Raw genomic sequence first — 18110 nt, 5'->3', positions numbered from 1 at the left:
ATGAATCTCGGCTACTTGGAGGAGGAGAGCGCGTCGGCTCCACCCACGATTTCAGCGATCTGCTGCGTGATCTCGGACTGGCGCGCCTCGTTGGCCAGGCGCGTGTAGTCGGTGATCAGCTTGTCGGCGTTGTCGGTCGCCGACTTCATGGCCTTCTGCGTGGCCGCGTGCTTGGCGGCGGCGGACTGCAGCATGGCGTTGAAGATGCGGCTCTCGATGTAGACCGGGAGCAGTCCGTCGAGGACCGTCTCGGCATCGGGCTCGAACTCGTACAGCGGGAAGACCTCGGCCTTGCCCGTCGGAGCGGCCTCCTCCTCGGCCTCGACGACCTCGAGCGGGAGGAGGCGGGTGACGACCGGCACCTGGGTGATGCGGCTGACGAACCGGTTGTAGACGATGTGGATCTCGTCGACGCCGCCGTCGGCGGAGTCGCGGAGGAACGCCTCGAGCACCGCGTCCGCGACCTCCTGGGCGGTCTCGAACTCGGGGTTGTCGGTCCCGCCGATCCAGCTGCGCTCGTAGTCCCGGCGTCGGAACGTGAAGTAGCCCACCGACTTGCGGCCGATGAGGAAGTACACGACATCCTTGCCCTGGCTGCGGAGCAGCTCGGCGAGCTCCTCCGACTCACGCAGGACCTGCGAGTTGAACGCGCCCGCGAGTCCGCGGTCGGAGGTGAAGATCACGATCGCCGCGCGGTCGACCCGCTCGGGCTCGGTGGTCAGCACGTGCGAGACGTTCGAGTAGCTCGCCACCGCCGACACCGCGCGGGTGATCGCGTCGGAGTACGGCGTCGACGCGGCGACGCGCGCCTGCGCCTTCTGGATCCGCGAAGCGGAGATGAGCTCCATCGCTCGCGTGATCTTCTTGGTCGTCTGCGCCGACTTGATCTTCTGGCGGTAGACCCGAAGCTGCGCTCCCATGTTTCTCCTGTGTCCTGGGTTCCTGCCCCTGAGGCTCTCGATGCGACCGAACCGGCCGGTTCCCCGAGAGCCTCAGGGAATGCACGGAATCGACTAGCGACGGCCCTTGACGATCTTCTCCTGCACGACTTCGTCCTCGCCGATCGCCTCGAACTGCTCCGAGCCGACCGAGGCGAGCGGCTTGCCCTCGCCGGTCTGGAACTCGAGCTTGAACTTGTCGACCTCGGACTCGAGCGTCGCGACGTTGTCGTCGCTCAGCACGTTGGTGTCGCGCAGCTCGGTGAGCACCGTGGTGTTGCGGCCGAGGTAGTCGAGGAACTCCCGCTCGAAGCGCAGGATGTCCTCGACGGGGACCTCGTCGAGCTTGCCGTTGGTGCCGGCCCAGATCGAGACGACCTGCTCCTCGACGGGGTACGGCGAGTACTGCGGCTGCTTGAGCAGCTCGGTCAGGCGCGCACCGCGCTCGAGCTGACGACGGCTGGCCGCGTCGAGGTCGGAGGCGAACATCGCGAACGCCTCGAGCGAGCGGTACTGGGCGAGCTCGAGCTTGAGCGTCCCCGAGACCTTCTTGATCGACTTGACCTGCGCGTCGCCGCCGACTCGCGAGACCGAGATGCCGACGTCGACCGCGGGACGCTGGTTCGCGTTGAAGAGGTCGGACTGGAGGAAGATCTGGCCGTCGGTGATCGAGATCACGTTGGTCGGGATGTACGCCGAGACGTCGTTCGCCTTCGTCTCGATGATCGGCAGGCCGGTCATCGAGCCCGCGCCGAGCTCGTCGGAGAGCTTGGCGCAACGCTCGAGGAGGCGCGAGTGCAGGTAGAACACGTCGCCCGGGTAGGCCTCACGGCCCGGCGGGCGGCGCAGCAGGAGCGACACGGCACGGTAGGCCTCGGCCTGCTTCGACAGGTCGTCGAAGATGATGAGGACGTGCTTGCCGGCGTACATCCAGTGCTGGCCGATGGCCGAGCCGGTGTACGGCGCGAGGTACTTGAAGCCCGCGGGGTCGGAGGCCGGAGCGGCGACGATGGTGGTGTACTCCATCGCGCCGGCGTCCTCGAGCGCGCCCTTCACCGAGGCGATGGTCGAGCCCTTCTGGCCGATCGCGACGTAGATGCAGCGGACCTGCTTCGTCGGGTCGCCCGACTCCCAGTTCGCCTTCTGGTTGATGATCGTGTCGATCGCGATCGCGGTCTTGCCGGTCTGGCGGTCGCCGATGATGAGCTGGCGCTGGCCGCGGCCGACCGGGATCATCGCGTCGATGGCCTTGATGCCGGTCTGCAGCGGCTCGTGCACCGACTTGCGCTGCATGACGCCGGGCGCCTGGAGCTCGAGCGCGCGGCGACCGTCGGTCGCGATCTCGCCGAGGCCGTCGATCGGAGCGCCGAGCGGGTCGACCACGCGGCCGAGGTAGCCCTCGCCGACGGGCACCGAGAGGACCTCGCCCGTGCGGGTCACCTCCATGCCCTCCTCGATGCCGGTGAACTCGCCGAGCACGACGACACCGATCTCGTCCTCGTCGAGGTTCAGCGCGAGGCCCAGCGTGCCGTCGGCGAAGCGGACGAGCTCGTTCGCCATGACCGAGGGCAGGCCCTCGACGTGGGCGATGCCGTCGGCCGCGTCGGACACGTAGCCGACCTCGGTCTTCTGCGCCGCGCCCGGCTCGTACGCCTGGGCGAACTCCGAGAGAGCCGAACGGATCTCGTCGGGGCTGATGGAGAGTTCTGCCATTGCCTTTTCCTTAGCTACTGGGATGTCGCGGCGCGGGACGCCGGTCGTTGTCGTCCGGCGTCAGCCGGCAAGCTTCTGCCTCAGGTCGTTGAGGCGGCTGGCGACGCTGCCGTCGATGACGTCGTCGCCGATCTGCACCCGGACGCCGCCGAGGACCTCGGGGTCCACGATGGCGTCGAACCGGATACGGCGGCCGGCCCGGGCACCGAGCGTCTGCTCGAGGCGGGCGAGCTGGTCGCCGGAGAGCGGCACCGCCGTGGTCACGGTCGCCACGTCGAAGCCGCGCTGGTCGGCGATGACGGACGCGGCGTTCCGCAGCATCTCGCCGATGCGGCGACCGCGGGGCGACTGCACCAGGTGACGCACGACCAGCGTGGTGGCCGGCGAGGCGGTGGAGCCCAGCAGGCGGTCCACCAGCTTCGCCTTGGCCTCGGCCGAGCCGAGCTTCGACCCGAGCGCGAGCTCGAGCTCGGCGTCGGACGCGATCGTGCGCTGGAAGGCGTACAGCTCGGCGTCGACCTCGACGTCACCGGCGGACTCGGCGGCGACGCGGAGGCCGAGCTCCTCGAGTCCGTCGAGGAAGTCGGAGGCCGACGACCACCGCTGCGACGCCGCGCTCTCGAGGAGCGTGACGGCCGCGGGCGCGACCTTGCCGCCGAAGACGCGCTCGATGAGCGAGCGCTTCACGGCCCGGTCGGCCTCGTTGTCGGTGAGCGCCGTCCGCAGCTGCGGCGTCGCGGCGATCACCCGGGTCGCGGCGAGGAGGTCGCCGGCCACCGGGAGCTCGGCCCGGCCGACCGACGCGAGCTCGGCTCGCGTGCCGGCCAGGGCCTCTCTCGTTGCGCTGCCCATGGGCTACTTCGTCCCCCCTGCGGCGGCCTGCTCGGACGCCTGGAGGTCGGCGAGGAAGCGGTCCACGACGGCCTTGGCCTTCGCATCGTCGGAGAGCGACTCGCCGACGACGCCCGACGCGAGGTCGATGGCGATGGTGCCGACCTCGGAGCGCAGCGACACGAGCGCCGCCTGGCGCTCGGCCTCGATCTGCGCCTGCGCGCTCGCGGTCACGCGAGCGGCCTCGGTCGTGGCCTGGTCCTTCGCCTCGGCGACGATCTTCTTGCCGTCTTCGCGGGCGGTCTCGCGGATGCGGCCCGCCTCGGCGCGCGCGTCGGCGAGCTGGGCGGTGTACTCCTCGAGGGCCGCCTCGGCCTTGCGCTGGGCCTCGTCGGCCTTCGCGATGTTGCCCTCGATGGCCTCGGCGCGCTCGTCGAGCAGCTTCTGCATGCGCGGCAGCACGTACCGCCAGAAGAAGACGAGGATGACGACGAAGCAGACCGCCGACCAGACGATGTCGTAGGTCGCCGGGAGGACCGGGTTCGGGGTCTCCTCGCCGCCCTCCGTTGCAGCACTCAGGAGTGCGTGAAGCACGTTGGCCTCCTCAGTTGGGACGGGGGATCAGACGAAGATGAAGTAGGTCGCGATACCGATGAAGGCGAGCGCCTCGGTGAAGGCGATGCCGATCCACATCAGGACCTGGAGACGACCGGCGAGCTCGGGCTGGCGAGCCACGCCCTCGATGGTCTTGCCGACGACGATGCCCACGCCGATGGCCGGGCCGATGGCGGCGAGGCCGTAGCCGACCGTCGCGATGTTGCCGTTGATCTCAGCGAGAACGGTGGTTGCGTCCACGTTGGGTTTCCTTTCTTGGGGTTCTCTTCGGGCGGATGCCCTGGCTCAGTGCTCCTCCGCCACCGCGAGCTGGATGTAGACCGCAGTGAGGAGCGTGAAGACGTAGGCCTGCAGGACGGCGACCAGCACCTCGAACAGCGTGAACACGAGGCCGAAGGCCAACGTGCCCGCGCCGAGCAGGGTGTACCAGCCGCCGAGCGTGAAGACGAAGAACTGCGTCGCCGCGAAGAAGAGCACGAGCAGCAGGTGGCCGACGATCATGTTCATCATGAGTCGCAGCGTCAGCGTGACGGGACGGATGATGAAGGTCGAGATCAGCTCGATGGGCGTGACGATGATGTACACCGGCCACGGGACGCCCGACGGGAAGAGGGAGTTCTTGAAGAAGTTGCCGGGGCTCTGCTTGATGCCCGCGTAGATGAACGTCACGTACGAGACGATCGCGAGCACGAGCGGCACGCCGATCACCGAGGTGCCGGCGATGTTGAGTCCTGGGATGACACCGGTGATGTTCATGAAGAGGATCAGGAAGAACATCGTGGTGAGGATCGGCAGGAACCGCTTGCCGTCCTTCTTGCCGAGCAGGTCGTCGGCGATGTTCACGCGGACGAGGTCGAGCCCCATCTCGACGAGGCTCTGGAAGCGCCCCGGGACGACGCGCATGCGCCGCGTGCCGAGCCAGAAGACGAGCAGGAGCGCGATCACCGCGACCCACCGGACCAGGATGATCCGGTTGATCTCGAACGGGGTGTCGACGAACAGGAACGGGTCCGGGAAGAACTCCTCGATCGACGGCCCGTGGAATTCACCATCATCGGTTGCAGTCGGAACCAGCAGGTTCACAGCGTTAGCTAGCAGCGCTATCTCCTGTTTCGGGGCGTGGAGCAGGGCTCTCGCGTCGACGAACATGGGACACGGTTCGGTGCACATGCCTGAGCAGGGCGGAGCCGTGGGGGATCTCCCACACTCTAGCAAGAACTCGGGGCTGTGCCGAATCGCTACGCCGTGTAGAAGTCCGCTCCGACCGGCTTGCATGCCGATCGGCGCATGACGGCGCTCGACGAAGGGTCGGCGCCGGTGCGATCGTCAGTCGTCGGCGGGCGGCGGGGGCAGCTGCGTGTCGCTCGCGTACGGCAGCCGCGACCGCGCCACGACGAGCACGTCGACCACGAGGGAACCGATCACGCCGGCGACGATCGCGAGGAACAGCACGACCGGGTCGAGCCACTCGGCGCCGCGCAGCAGCACCACGAGCACGATGAAGAGGATGAACTTCAGCAGCCACCCGCCCAGCACGATGCCGAAGAACGCGCCGACGAAGAGGTCGGATCCGGCGAAGCGGTTCGCGAGCAGGATGCTCGCCGCCGTGATGCCCATGAAGACCACGGCGATGAGCGTGCCCAGCAGGGCGCTCAGCAGCCCCTCCGTGCCCGCGACGGCGTACCCGATGACGCCGCCGACGACGGCGATCACCGCGGCGAGCAGCCCGCCCCAGATCAGGGCGCGCCGGAGCACCGGGTTGGAGGTGGGCGTGCGGTCGCCGGGTTCGCGGGTCGCGTCGGTCATCGGGCTCCTGTCGGCTGCTCGCCCGGGGTCGCCGGGCGGTCGGGGTCGGTGAGGGCGGTCGCGCCGGACAGCTCGTCGAGGCCCGGCGCGTACGGTGCGGTCGCGACATCCGCCTCGGCCGCCACGGTCTGCCGCTTGCGACGGCCGAGGGGCGCCAGCGTGAGCGCGGCGAGGATCACGAAGCCGATGCCGAGGATCAGGAACGCCCAACTCGAGTCGATGCCGAAGTACACGGGGAACACGAACGCGAGCAGGCATCCGAACGAGGCGACCGCGGTCCAGCCGTAGAAGATGAGCACGGCGTGCAGGTGCGAGTGGCCCATGTCGAGCAGCCGGTGGTGCAGGTGCTTGCGGTCGGCCGCGAACGGCGACTTGCCGGCACGCAGGCGGCGGATGACGGCGAGGCCGAAGTCGAGCAGCGGGATGATGAGCACCGCGAACGGGATGATGATCGGGATGAACGCCGGGAAGAGCTCGTCGGTGCCGAGCAGCGACGGATCGACCTGGCCGGTCACGGCGATGGCCGAGGTCGCCATGAGCAGGCCCACGAGCAGCGCACCGGCGTCGCCCATGAAGAGCTTCGCGGGGTGCCAGTTCAGCGGCAGGAACCCGGCGCACGCGCCGACAACGAGCACCGCCAGCAGCGACGCGAGGTTGAAGTAGTTCGTCGGCGAGGTCTGCTGCACGAGCAGGTAGGAGTAGAGGTAGAACACGCCGCTGGAGATGAGCGCGACGCCGGCGACGAGCCCGTCGAGGCCGTCGATGAAGTTGATGGCGTTCATCACGAGCACGATCGTGAACACCGTGATGGTCGCGCTCATCCACGACGAACCGACCGTGATCCCGCCGTCGGGGCCGCCGATCGGCAGCGAGACGATCGAGACGCCCTGCCAGGCGATGAGTCCCGCGGCGATGAACTGGCCGGCGAGCTTGGTGACCCAGTCGAGCTCCCAGATGTCGTCGGCGACGCCCATCGCGACGATGAGACCGGCCGCGACGAGGATCGCGAGCACCTGCCAGCGATCCTGGAAGATGATCTCGACGATCGAGAACCGCGCGATGCCGAGGGTGGAGATCCAGGCGGCGGCGGCGAACGCGACGAGGATCCCGACGAACATCGCGATGCCGCCCAGCCGCGGGGTCGGGCGCGTGTGGACATCGCGCTCGCGGATCTTCGGGTACAGCCGGTACTTCAGGCTCAGCTTCCACACCACGAGCGAGCCGCCGAACGTCACGACCGCGGCGACGAGCGCGAGGGCGACGAACAGCGTCATGAGGCGGCGGCGTCCGTCTCGGCGACCTCCGCCTCGCCGGTGCCCGTGCCGGGTGCCGCGGTGCCGCCGGGTGCATCGGCGCCGGGTGCCTCGGTGCCGGATGCCACGGCGCCGGCGACGTCGGACGGCTCGGCGAGCAGCTCCTCCCCCACCACGGCGGCGATCTGCTCGCGCGAGATCACGCCGGCGCGCACGATGCGGAGCACGCCCGCACCGTCGGGGTCGATGCCCGTGGCGTCGACGATGGTCGACGACGTGTCGCCGGGTCGCTCGCCGATGGCCTCGTAGCCGGTGCCCGCCGGCCCCCCGTCGAGGTAGACCGAGACGCGGTCGCCGAGCATGTCGGCGGCGTCCTGCGCGGTGGTCGCCGACGGCATGCCCGAGAGGTTGGCCGACGAGACCGCGAGGGGGCCCGTCTCGGAGAGCAGCTCGAGGGCGATGCGCTGGTCGGGCATGCGCAGCGCGACGGTGCCGCGGGTCTCGCCGAGGTCCCACTGCAGTGACGGCTGCGCGCGCAGGATCACGGTGAGCCCGCCCGGCCAGAACTCGGCGACGAGCGCGCGGACCGCCTCGGGCACCTCGACCGCGAGCGCGTCGAGCGTGGGGATGCCGGGGACGAGCACGGGCGGCGGCGACGTGCGCTCGCGCCCCTTCGCGTCGAGGAGCCGCTGCACGGCGGCGGGGCTGAACGCGTCCGCGGCGATGCCGTAGACCGTGTCGGTGGGGATGACGACGAGCTCGCCGCTGCCGATGGCGCGACGGGCCAGGCGCATGCCGGCGAGGAGCTCGGACTCGACCGAGCAGTCGTGGATGACAGTCATGACCGCTCGATTCTAGACGTGACGCGGCGCCGAGGGCTGGGCGTGACGGATGTCGCGGCGCCGGCCGGCCCCGCGACATCCGTCGTTCGCCTGCCGACGCGTCAGCGGCGTCCCGCCTTGCGCCGGAACAGCCATGCACCCCACACGGCGGCCACCGCGATCAGGAGCGCGCACCAGCCGACGGCCCACCAGGCCGCGTCGCCCATCGGCGTGCCCATGAGCAGGCTCCGGATCGCCTCGATGACCGGGGTGATCGGCTGGTGCTCGGCGAACCAGGCGAGCCAGTCGGGCAGGGTGTCGACCGGCACGAACGCGCTCGACAGGTAGGGCAGGAACAGCAGGATGAAGCCGTACGCGTTCGCCGCCTCGGGACTGGCGGCGGCGAGGCCGATGGCCGCGAACAGGTAGGTGATCGCGAGGATGTACAGGGCGATCAGCGCGATCGCGGCCGCCCACTCGAGCGGCGTCGCCGTCGGCCGGAAGCCGACGAGCAGCGCGACCGCGATCACGACGCCGGTCGCGAACAGGTTGCGCAGCACGCTCGCGACGACGTGGCCGGTGAGCACGGCACCCGCGCGCAGGGGCATCGTGCGGAAGCGGTCGATGATCCCCGTGGTCATGTCGCGCGCGACGTAGAGGGCCGTCGAGCTCGCACCGAACCCCGCGCAGAGCAGGATGATGCCCGGCACGACGTAGTCGACGTAGCCGCCGGACGGGTCGAGCGCCCCGCCGAAGACGTAGGTGAACAGCAGCATGAGCATGGTCGGCAGGAACACCGCCATGAGCAGCGCCTCGGTGTCGCGGAGCGAATGGGTGATGCTCCGCCGGATGAAGACCGCCTCCGCGGTGAGCCCGGACGGACGGGCCCGCACGGCGGCGGCGGTGGCGGGAACGGCGGCGGGAGCGTGGGTGAGCGTGGTCATGATCGGCCCTTCGTTCCGATGAGGTCGGCCTCGCGCGCCCGCTCGTCGGGCCGCGCGGTGATGGCGAGGAACACGTCGTCGAGGCTCGGCCGGCGGATGGCGACCCGGGCGCCCTCGACGGATGAGGCCGCGAGCCGGTCGAGCTCGTCGACGGCGGCACGGAGCCCGTGCACGGTGCCGTCGGTGGGCAGTTCGCCGAGCACCTGGTCGTCGGGTCCGAGGAGCTCGACGACGTCGCCGCCGACCTGCGCCTTGAGCTCCGAGGCCGTGCCCTCGGCGGCGATCCGGCCCCGGTCGAGTACGGCGATGCGGTCGGCGAGCCGATCGGCCTCCTCGAGGTACTGCGTGGTGAGGAACACCGTGGCGCCGGCGTCGGCGACCTCGCGGATGATGCGCCAGAGCTCCTGCCGGCTCCGCGCGTCGAGTCCGGTGGTCGGCTCGTCGAGGAAGATCACGCTCGTCGGCACGACGAGGCTCATCGCCAGGTCGAGCCGCCGCCGCATCCCGCCGGAGTAGGTTCCGACCCGGCGCGCCGCGGCGTCGGCGAGGTCGAAGCGCTCGAGCAGCTCGTCGGCGCGCGCGGTCGCGGCTCGTGCGCCCAGCCCCGAGAGCCGCGCGAGCGTGACGACGTTCTCGCGCCCCGTGAGCACCTCGTCGACCGCGGCCGACTGACCGGTGAGGCTGATGCGGGACCGGACGCCGTCCGGGTCTGCGAGCAGGTCGACGCCCGCGACCGTGGCCGTGCCGGAGTCGGGCCGGACGAGCGTCGTGAGGATGTTGATGGTGGTCGTCTTGCCGGAGCCGTTCGGCCCGAGGAGGGCGAACACGCTGCCGGCGGCGACCGCGAGGTCGAGGCCGTCGAGGACCTCGACCGCGCGGAACCGCTTGGCGATGCCGCGCGCGTCGATCGCGAGGTTCATGGTCACCCTTTCGTGTACGAGATAAACTGTGTATGTAGTCCACAGCGGTTTAAGTAATACACAGTTCTAGGATGGACGCAAGCACTCGCCGCCGATTGGAGCCGGATGACCGCCGAGACACCCGTCGAGCCCGAGCTGCCGCGCGGCGTCGCCCTCGCGTGGGGCGTCGCCGCCAACCCGCAGCGCGGCCCCAAGCGCGAGATGAGCATCGAGCGCATCGTCGATGCGGCCGTCGAGATCGCTGACGCCGAGGGCCTCGCGGCCGTCTCCATGAGCCGGGTCGCGCAGTCGCTCGGCTACACCACGATGTCGCTCTACCGGTACGTCACGGCGAAGGACGATCTGCTCGTCCTCATGCAGGAGCAGGGCATCGGGATGCCGCCCGAACCAGACCCCGAGCTCGACCCGTCCGACTGGCGCGGGCGACTCCGGGGCATCGGGCACGCGCAGGTCGAGGTGCACCGCCGCCACCCCTGGCTGCTCGACATCCCGATCCAGGGCACGCCGATCACGCCCAACAACCTCGCGTGGATGGACGCCATGCTCGAGGCCCTCTCGGGCGCACCCCTCGACGAGGACGAGCGCGTCGCGATCATCCTGCTGCTGACCGGCCAGCTGCGGTGGCAGAGCACGATCGAGCACTCCTACGAGGTCGCCGCAGGCGAGGCGGGCATCGACCCGCAGGCGATCGACGACGGCAGGTCGGCGATCCTCGACGCGTTCGTGAGCGCGGAGGAGTTCCCCGCGCTGCGTCGCGCGGTCGACGCCGGCGTGTTCGCCGAGGGCGAGGACCCGTTCGCGTTCGGGCTCGAGCGCGTGCTCGACGGGGTCGCCGACTACATCGGCCGGCGCGCCGGCGGGGTTCGGCCGGCCGCCGCGCCGAGCGACCGCGAGGCCCCGGAGATCGCGGCCGACAAGCGCGTCCGCGAGGCGCGGAAGTCCGTTCGCGAGGCCGAGAAGCGGCTCCGCGACGCCCGCAAGCTCGAGCGCCAGGCCGTGCGCGAGGCGCGGGCACGGCACGAGTCCCGCTGAACGCCGGGCAGCGGATGCCGCGCGTCAGCGCCGCGCGGTCGTCACGCGGTCGCGCCCGGTCAGGTCGCGGTGGTGCGCGATGGCGTGCCATCCGTCGCCTGACAGCAGCGCCGCGATCTCGGCCGCCTGCGCCTCGCCGTGCTCGATCATGAGCGTGCCGCCCGGATGCAGCAGCTCGAGCGCGCGCCGCGAGAGCACGCGCACCACGTCGAGGCCGTCCTCGCCGCCGTACAGCGCGTGCTCGGGATCGTAGAGGCGCACCTCGGGGTCGCGCGGGATCGCCCCGGCCGGGATGTACGGCGGGTTCGAGGCGACCACGGCCGCGCGGCCGTCGAGCTCGGGCAATGCCACGGCGAGGTCGCCGAAGACGAGTTCGAGGTTCGGCGCGCCCACCTCCTCGACGTTGCGCCGCGTCCAGGGGAACGCCGCGGGCGAGTTCTCGACCGCCCACACGCGCGCATGGGGCACCTCGGTCGCCATCGCGAGTGCGATCGCACCGCTGCCCGACCCGAGGTCGAGCGCGATCGGCTCGGGCTCAGCGGCGGCCCGGAGCGCGTCGATCGCGAGCTGCGCGAGCAGCTCCGTCTCGGGACGCGGCACGAACACCCCGGGGCCGACGGCGAGGTCGAGCGAGCGGAACGCCGCGCGGCCCGTGAGGTGCTGCAGGGGCTCGCGGCGCGCGCGGCGCGCGACGAGCTCGGCGAGTGCCGCGGCATCCGTCGCCCCCATCTCGCCGCCGACGATCAGCCGCGCCTGTACGCCACCGCGCGAGAGGCCGAGCACATGCCCGATGAGCAGGTCGGCATCGACCTCGGCGTCGGGCACGCCGGCCGCCGCGAGCGCGCGCACCGTCTCGTCGCGGATTTCGCGGAGCGGGCGCGACTCGGGCGAGGGGGCGGCGGGACGAGCATTCACGCAATGGAATGTAACCCACTCCCCCGCCCGACCCCCGCTCCGTATGCTGGAGCGCGGCACGACGCCCGCGTCACGAGAGGGAGCATCATGGCTCAGATCTACGAGAACATCACCGAGGCCTTCGGCCGCACGCCCCTGGTCAAGCTGAACAAGGTGACGGATGGCGCCGGCGCGACCGTGCTCGGCAAGCTCGAGTTCTACAACCCCTCCGCGAGCGTCAAGGACCGCCTCGGCATCGGCATCGTCGACGCCGCCGAGGCCTCGGGCGAGCTCAAGCCCGGCGGCACGATCGTCGAGGGCACGAGCGGCAACACCGGCATCGCGCTCGCGATGATCGGTGCGGCCCGCGGCTACCGCGTGATCATCGCGATGCCCGAGACCATGAGCAAGGAGCGGCGCGCACTGCTGCGCGCCTACGGCGCCGAGCTCGTGCTCACGCCCGGTGCGGAGGGCATGAAGGGCGCCGTCGCCCGCGCCGAGCAGATCGCGGCCGAGACCCCCGGCGCCGTGCTCGCGAAGCAGTTCGACAACCAGGCCAACGTCGAGATCCACCGGCGCACCACGGCCGAGGAGGTCTGGAACGACACCGACGGCGGCGTCGACATCTTCGTCTCGGGCATCGGCACGGGCGGCACGCTCTCGGGCGTCGGCCAGGTGCTCAAGGAGCGCAAGCCCGACGTGAAGATCGTCGGCGTCGAGCCGCTCGAGTCGCCGATCCTCAACGGCGGGCAGCCCGGCCCCCACAAGATCCAGGGCATCGGCGCGAATTTCGTGCCGTCGATCCTCGACCGCGAGGTCTACGACGAGATCATCGACGTGAACATCGACCAGGCGGTCGCGACCGCCCGGCGCCTCGGCGTCGAGGAGGGCATCCTCGGCGGCATCTCGTCGGGTGCGACGGCGTACGCGGCCGCCCAGCTCGCCAAGCGTCCCGAGAACGCCGGCAAGACCATCGTGGTGATCCTCGCCAGCTACGGCGAGCGCTACCTCTCGACGGTGCTCTACGAGGGCCTGCTCGACTGACCCGCCTCCGGCATCTGCTTGACTGAACCGGTGGGAATCCTCGTCAGTCTCAGGGAAGACATCGCGACCGCTCGCTCCCACGACCCCGCGGCACGCAGCCGCATCGAGATCGTGCTCGCCTACTCGGGCCTGCACGCCATCTGGGCGTACCGGCTCGCGCACCGCATGTGGCAGGTGCCCGTGCTGCGGCTGCCGGCGCGCGTCGTGTCGCAGCTCACGCGATTCCTCACGGGCATCGAGATCCACCCCGGCGCCACGATCGGCCGCCGTTTCTTCATCGACCACGGCATGGGCGTGGTGATCGGCGAGACGGCGGTCGTCGGCGACGACGTCATGCTCTACCACGGCGTCACGCTCGGCGGGAAGGCGCCGCGTGGCGCCCCGAAGGGCTCCAAGCGCCATCCCACCCTCGGCGACGGCGTCACCGTCGGTGCGGGCGCGAAGGTCCTCGGCGACATCGAGATCGGTGCGGGCAGCGCCATCGGCGCGAACGCGGTCGTCACCAAGGGGGCGCCGCCGCACTCGCTGCTCGTCGGGATCCCGGCGGTCGCGAGGCCGCTCTCGCCGGCGACGGCCGATGCCGCGCGCGGCGTGCACGACTGGCACGTCGACTTCCACATCTGACGCGCCCCCTTGCATCGGCCCGCGCCACTTCGACACCCTGCGCGCCACTACGAATGGCGCAGGCGACGCGCAACTGGCGCACTCGTCGGGCGCGGTCGCCCGGCTCGCCGCGGCGCCTTCTCCCCCGCCCGCGCCACTTCGGAGACCTCCGCGCCATCCCACTGGCGCAGCGGGCGCGTATCTCGCGCACGCGTCGAGCGCGCCGCTCGGGGCGGCGGGGCGCCGAACGGGTCAGCGCAGGCGCGGAAGCCCGGCCTGCAACAGGATGTCGCGGAGCGACGCCGGCTTCCATGCCTCCGACCAGTCCCATCGGGCGCAGGCCCAGCCCGTCGCCGCCCTGACCTCGTTCTCGCGCGCCTACTCCTCGCGCACGATGTCCGCGATGGACCGGCGATCACCGTCCCGCTTCGCGTCGCCCAGGTACTTTCCGTTGCCGTCCGCCTCGCCCCAGACGCGGTGCTCGGGCCACGCGAAGTCGAGGTACGCGAGCGAGCGGGTGCGCGGACGCATGACCGACCACTGCAGGACCGGCGCGGGGAAGCCGAGTTCCTCGAACCGCAGGCGGCTGAGCGTCTCGAGGGGTGTGTCGGCCAAATGCGTCGCACGTGCGAGCAGCGCCTCGGCTCTGCGGCTGCCCGGGAACGGCAGCAGGGCCGCGAACGCCGTGCGAAGCTGCTCGATCGTGCACAGCGGCTCGCCGTCCTCGATGCGCGGGCGATGCAGCGCGGCATCGGCGACCGCGAGGGCGGTGAGCAGCGGTCGGGTTCGCGCCACCTCGAGCACCGTCGCGATTGGCCCCGTCGTGGCGACGCCGTCGCTGGTGAGGACGTGAGCGGTCTCGTGGCGGACGATCTCGACCACGCCGTTGCGCTTCCGACCGGATCGCGCCTTCGCGAGGACGGTGACGTCGGCGGGCACCGCGCCCACGATCGGCAGCCCCTGCAGCAGCGCGGCCGTGAAGCCGGCGAACACGACGCCGGGTCGTCGGTGGGCGACCGCGAAGGCCTGCGCGCGGTGCCGATCCGCAGCCGTCATCTCTTCCAACCCTGCCGTGGGGAGGTACATGCCGCGCCGGATCGCCACGAGATGTCCGGCATCGCGCGCCGTCAGGAGTGACGCCGAGACGCCGGCAGATCGAGCTCGCGCGGACGGGATGATTCCGCCTGAGCCCGCCGGGAACGCATCCGGATCCATGCCCCGAGCCTCCTCCGCCGACGGGCTGGACCCGTGCCATCCGTCGCGAGTGAGGGTTCGTGGACACCGTCGTGCCATGTGGAGGACGAGTCGCCCCGCTCGCCTGCGCCAGTTCGCCGTCCAATGCGCCAGTCCGACTGGCGCAGAGGGCGTCGACGTGGCGCTACGGGGGTGGGCGCCGGCGCGCAACCGCACGCGGCGCGGGCGCGCGCCCGGTGCGCGCTACCGGTCGCCGAGGTCGGCGAGCCGCGCCTCCTCGTCGGCGCGGACGGCCGACTCGATGACGGGCTCGAGGGAGCCGTTCATCACCTGGTCGAGGTTGTACGCCTTGTACCCCGTGCGGTGGTCGGCGATGCGGTTCTCGGGGAAGTTGTACGTGCGGATGCGCTCGGAGCGGTCCATGGTGCGGATCTGCGACTTGCGCGCATCGGACGCCGCGGCCGCGAGCTCCTCCTGCTGCCGCGCCAGCAGCCGGGCGCGGAGCACGCGCATGGCGGCCTCGCGGTTCTGCAGCTGCGACTTCTCGTTCTGCATCGCCACCACGATCCCGGTCGGCACGTGCGTGATGCGCACCGCCGAGTCGGTCGTGTTCACCGACTGGCCGCCGGGGCCACTCGAGCGGTACACGTCGATCTTGAGGTCGTTCTGGTTGATCTCGACCTCTTCGGGCTCGTCGACCTCGGGGAAGACGAGCACGCCGGTGGTCGATGTGTGGATGCGTCCCTGCGTCTCGGTGACGGGCACGCGCTGGACGCGGTGCACCCCGCCCTCGTACTTCAGGTGCGCCCACACGCCCTGCGACGGATCGGTCGCGTTCGACTTGATCGCCACCTGCACGTTCTTGTAGCCGCCCAGGTCGGACTCGTCGGACTCGAGGAGCTCGGTCTTCCAGCCCTTCGACTGCGCGTACTGGACGTACATGCGGAGCAGGTCAGCCGCGAACAGCGCGCTCTCGGCACCGCCCTCGCCGCCCTTGATCTCCATGATCACGTCGCGGCCGTCGTCGGGGTCGCGCGGGATCAGCAGTCGCCGCAGCTTCTCCTGCGACTCGGCGAGGGCCTCCTCGAGCGCCGGCACCTCCTCGGCGAACGCGGAGTCCTCCCTGGCGAGCTCGCGGGCCGCCTCGAGGTCGTCCTGCGCCTGCTGCCAGGCGGCGTTCGCGGCGACGATCCGGCTGAGCTCGGCATAGCGCCGGTTCACCTTCTTCGCGCGCGCGGCGTCGGCGTGCAGCGCCGGGTCGGCGAGCTCGTCCTGGAGGGCGGCGTGCTCGGAGATCAGTGCCTGGACGGACTCGAACATGGATCAGCGGTGGTGGTCGGACTCGTGCCCGTGCCCGTTGCCGTTGCCGCCGACCGGCGCCGACTTCTGCATGAGCAGCAGGAACTCGGTGTTCGACTGCGTCTCGCGCAGGCGGCCGAGCACGGCCTCGAGGGCCTGCTGCGGCTCGAGCCCGGCGAGCGCGCGACGGAGCTTCCAGGTGATCTTGACCTCGTCGGGCGAGAGCAGCATCTCCTCGCGGCGCGTCGACGACGCGTTGACGTCGACCGCCGGGAAGATGCGCTTGTCGGCGAGCTGGCGCGAGAGGCGCAGCTCGGAGTTGCCGGTGCCCTTGAACTCCTCGAAGATCACCTCGTCCATCTTCGAACCCGTCTCGACGAGCGCGGTGGCGAGGATGGTGAGCGAGCCGCCGTTCTCGATGTTGCGCGCCGCGCCGAAGAAGCGCTTCGGCGGGTAGAGCGCCGACGCGTCGACGCCGCCCGAGAGCACACGGCCGGAGGCCGGTGCCGCGAGGTTGTACGCACGGCCGAGGCGCGTGATCGAGTCGAGCAGCACGACCACGTCGTGGCCGAGCTCGACGAGGCGCTTCGCGCGCTCGATGGCGAGCTCGGCGACCGTCGTGTGGTCCTCGGCGGGACGGTCGAAGGTCGACGCGATGACCTCGCCCTTCACCGTGCGCTGCATGTCGGTGACCTCTTCGGGGCGCTCGTCGACGAGCACGACCATGAGGTGGACCTCGGGGTTGTTGATGGCGATGGCGTTCGCGATCTGCTGCAGCACGATCGTCTTGCCGGCCTTGGGCGGCGAGACGATCAGGCCGCGCTGGCCCTTGCCGATCGGCGCGATGAGGTCGATGATGCGCTGGGTGAGCTTGGTGGGCTCGGTCTCCATGCGCAGGCGCTCCTGCGGGTAGAGCGGGGTGAGCTTGCCGAACTCGATGCGCGCGGCCGATTCCTCGGCGGTCTGGCCGTTGACCGAGTCGATCTTGACGAGCGCGTTGTACTTCTGGCGCGTGTTGCCCTCGCCCTCGCGCGGCTGCTTGATCGCGCCGACGACCGCGTCGCCCTTGCGCAGGTGGTACTTCTTCACCTGGCCGAGCGAGACGTACACGTCGCTCGGGCCCGGCAGGTAGCCGGAGGTGCGCACGAAGGCGTAGTTGTCGAGCACGTCGAGGATGCCCGCGATGGGCACGAGCACGTCGTCGTCGAGGATCTCGGGCTCGACCTCGTCGCCGACGCCCTGGCCGCGACGCTTGCGGTCGCGGTACCGGTTGCGGCGGCCGCCCTCGCCCTCGGCCTGCTGCTGCTCGCCGCGCGACTGCTGGTCGCCGCGGCCCTGCTGGCCGCGGCCGCCCTGCTCCTGACGGCCCTTGTCGGACTCGCCCTGGCCGCCCTGGCGCTCGGGCTCCGCCTGCTCGTCGGCCTTGCGGCCGCCCTGGCGTTCTCCGCCCTGGCGCTCGCCCTGCTCGGCCTTCTGCGTCTCGACTCGGTCGCCACGGTCGCCGCCACGGCGTCCGCGGTTGCGGCTGCGCCCCTGGCGGGGTTCGGGTGCCGGCTGCTCGCCGCCCTCGCCCTCGGCCTCGCCGGCCGGGCGGGCCTCGCCCGTCGCGGCAGCGAGCTGCTCGCGCACGGCGGCACGGGCCGCCTCACGCGCCTCGTCGGTCGTCGGCTCGGCGGCCTGCGCCGGGACGAGTTCGACGCCCGAGAGGCCGGCGTTGGCGTGCTGCGCGGCGGCGGTCGCGCTCGTGGCGCGGCGCGGCTGGCGGCCGCGGCGGGTCGGCTCGGCCTGCGGCGCGGCGGGCGCGGCAGCCTCGGCCGGTGCGTCCTCGACAGGTGCTGCCTCGGCCGGCGCAGCCTCGGCGGCCTCGGTCGGCGCCTCGGCGGCCTCCGCGGGAACGAGGGCGGGCTCGTCGAGCGTCGGCGCCTCGGCGAGGGCGGGCTCGTCGAGCACCGGAGCCGCGGCGTCGACGACCTCGTCGAGCTCGGCGGTGCCGGTGCCGTCGGTGTGGGCGGAGATCAACTCCACGAGTTCTCCTTTACGACGCTTCGATGCACCCGCGATGCCGAGCGAGGCGGCGAGCTCCTGGAGCTCGGCGACCTTCATGGCGGTCAGGCGGGTGCGGTTCGCCACGCCCTCGGCGTAGTCGGTTCCGTTGGTCACTGGGTTTCGTCCTTTCCCCTCGCCAGGAATCTGGGTTGGCCGA

At 71.2% G+C, this 18110-nt stretch carries 18 protein-coding genes; 3 read left to right on the top strand and 15 right to left on the bottom strand.

Annotation, left to right across the window (positions count from 1 at the left end; genetic code table 11):
* Positions 1-11: 11 nt before the first annotated feature.
* The 11 genes from AC3RKB_RS12675 to AC3RKB_RS12625 all read right to left on the bottom strand — a co-directional run bounded on the left by AC3RKB_RS12675 (position 12) and on the right by AC3RKB_RS12625 (position 9841).
* The gene (locus tag AC3RKB_RS12675) at positions 12-920 is read right to left on the bottom strand and encodes a F0F1 ATP synthase subunit gamma (RefSeq protein WP_491436499.1); all 909 of its coding nucleotides are present in this window, start codon (positions 918-920) and stop codon (positions 12-14) included.
* Between the two features lie 93 nt (positions 921-1013).
* On the bottom strand, positions 1014-2651 hold the full coding sequence (gene atpA / locus AC3RKB_RS12670) for a F0F1 ATP synthase subunit alpha (protein WP_491436498.1): 1638 nt from the start codon (positions 2649-2651) through the stop codon (positions 1014-1016).
* 60 nt (positions 2652-2711) lie between these two features.
* Positions 2712-3503 carry a F0F1 ATP synthase subunit delta gene (locus AC3RKB_RS12665; RefSeq protein ID WP_491436497.1) on the bottom strand — a complete coding sequence of 264 codons (792 nt, stop codon included), beginning with the start codon at positions 3501-3503 and terminating at the stop codon, positions 2712-2714.
* Positions 3504-3506: 3 nt separating this feature from the next.
* The gene (locus AC3RKB_RS12660) at positions 3507-4076 is read right to left on the bottom strand and encodes a F0F1 ATP synthase subunit B (RefSeq protein WP_491436496.1); all 570 of its coding nucleotides are present in this window, start codon (positions 4074-4076) and stop codon (positions 3507-3509) included.
* Between the two features lie 27 nt (positions 4077-4103).
* Entirely contained in the window at positions 4104-4337 is a 234-nt protein-coding gene (gene atpE, locus AC3RKB_RS12655) for an ATP synthase F0 subunit C (protein ID WP_022888426.1), read from the bottom strand.
* Between the two features lie 45 nt (positions 4338-4382).
* Positions 4383-5180 carry a F0F1 ATP synthase subunit A gene (gene atpB / locus AC3RKB_RS12650; RefSeq protein ID WP_491436495.1) on the bottom strand — a complete coding sequence of 266 codons (798 nt, stop codon included), beginning with the start codon at positions 5178-5180 and terminating at the stop codon, positions 4383-4385.
* Between the two features lie 243 nt (positions 5181-5423).
* A complete protein-coding gene (locus tag AC3RKB_RS12645) occupies positions 5424-5903 on the bottom strand; it encodes a Cg1360 family ATP-synthase-associated protein (protein ID WP_491436494.1) in 480 nt (159 codons plus the stop codon).
* Complete coding sequence (locus AC3RKB_RS12640) at positions 5900-7177, bottom strand: MraY family glycosyltransferase (protein ID WP_491436493.1); 1278 nt, start codon at positions 7175-7177, stop codon at positions 5900-5902. The genes AC3RKB_RS12645 and AC3RKB_RS12640 overlap by 4 nt, the downstream gene beginning before the upstream one ends.
* Positions 7174-7998, bottom strand: coding sequence for an L-threonylcarbamoyladenylate synthase (locus AC3RKB_RS12635; RefSeq protein ID WP_491436492.1), 825 nt, complete (start codon positions 7996-7998; stop codon positions 7174-7176). Before AC3RKB_RS12635 ends, AC3RKB_RS12640 begins: the two co-directional genes overlap by 4 nt.
* Before the next feature lie 101 nt (positions 7999-8099).
* Positions 8100-8921 carry an ABC transporter permease gene (locus AC3RKB_RS12630; protein ID WP_491436491.1) on the bottom strand — a complete coding sequence of 274 codons (822 nt, stop codon included), beginning with the start codon at positions 8919-8921 and terminating at the stop codon, positions 8100-8102.
* Positions 8918-9841 carry an ATP-binding cassette domain-containing protein gene (locus AC3RKB_RS12625; RefSeq protein WP_491436490.1) on the bottom strand — a complete coding sequence of 308 codons (924 nt, stop codon included), beginning with the start codon at positions 9839-9841 and terminating at the stop codon, positions 8918-8920. Before AC3RKB_RS12625 ends, AC3RKB_RS12630 begins: the two co-directional genes overlap by 4 nt.
* Before the next feature lie 105 nt (positions 9842-9946).
* On the opposite strand from AC3RKB_RS12625, the gene AC3RKB_RS12620 reads away from it, so the two are divergent.
* Positions 9947-10873 carry a TetR/AcrR family transcriptional regulator gene (locus AC3RKB_RS12620; protein ID WP_491436489.1) on the top strand — a complete coding sequence of 309 codons (927 nt, stop codon included), beginning with the start codon at positions 9947-9949 and terminating at the stop codon, positions 10871-10873.
* A 24-nt stretch (positions 10874-10897) separates the two neighbouring features.
* On the opposite strand, the gene prmC is transcribed toward AC3RKB_RS12620, so the two are convergent.
* Positions 10898-11737 carry a peptide chain release factor N(5)-glutamine methyltransferase gene (prmC, locus tag AC3RKB_RS12615; protein ID WP_491436824.1) on the bottom strand — a complete coding sequence of 280 codons (840 nt, stop codon included), beginning with the start codon at positions 11735-11737 and terminating at the stop codon, positions 10898-10900.
* A 138-nt stretch (positions 11738-11875) separates the two neighbouring features.
* Between prmC and cysK the strand changes: the two genes are divergently transcribed.
* Together cysK and epsC are read left to right on the top strand one after the other, a co-directional pair.
* The gene (gene cysK / locus AC3RKB_RS12610) at positions 11876-12811 is read left to right on the top strand and encodes a cysteine synthase A (RefSeq protein ID WP_491436488.1); all 936 of its coding nucleotides are present in this window, start codon (positions 11876-11878) and stop codon (positions 12809-12811) included.
* A 30-nt stretch (positions 12812-12841) separates the two neighbouring features.
* On the top strand, positions 12842-13435 hold the full coding sequence (gene epsC / locus AC3RKB_RS12605) for a serine O-acetyltransferase EpsC (protein WP_491436487.1): 594 nt from the start codon (positions 12842-12844) through the stop codon (positions 13433-13435).
* A 357-nt stretch (positions 13436-13792) separates the two neighbouring features.
* On the opposite strand, the gene AC3RKB_RS12600 is transcribed toward epsC, so the two are convergent.
* The 3 genes from AC3RKB_RS12600 to rho all read right to left on the bottom strand — a co-directional run bounded on the left by AC3RKB_RS12600 (position 13793) and on the right by rho (position 18010).
* Positions 13793-14470 (bottom strand): hypothetical protein, encoded by a 678-nt coding sequence (locus AC3RKB_RS12600; RefSeq protein WP_491436486.1) that lies wholly within the window; start codon positions 14468-14470, stop codon positions 13793-13795.
* 381 nt (positions 14471-14851) lie between these two features.
* Positions 14852-15928 carry a peptide chain release factor 1 gene (gene prfA / locus AC3RKB_RS12595; RefSeq protein ID WP_491436485.1) on the bottom strand — a complete coding sequence of 359 codons (1077 nt, stop codon included), beginning with the start codon at positions 15926-15928 and terminating at the stop codon, positions 14852-14854.
* Between the two features lie 3 nt (positions 15929-15931).
* Complete coding sequence (gene rho / locus AC3RKB_RS12590) at positions 15932-18010, bottom strand: transcription termination factor Rho (RefSeq protein WP_491436823.1); 2079 nt, start codon at positions 18008-18010, stop codon at positions 15932-15934.
* Between the last annotated feature and the right edge of the window lie 100 nt (positions 18011-18110).

It is taken from the genome of Agromyces capsici, assembly GCF_058349965.1.
Note: the sequence above shows the minus strand (reverse complement) of the source record. Positions and strands in the feature narration are given on the sequence as shown.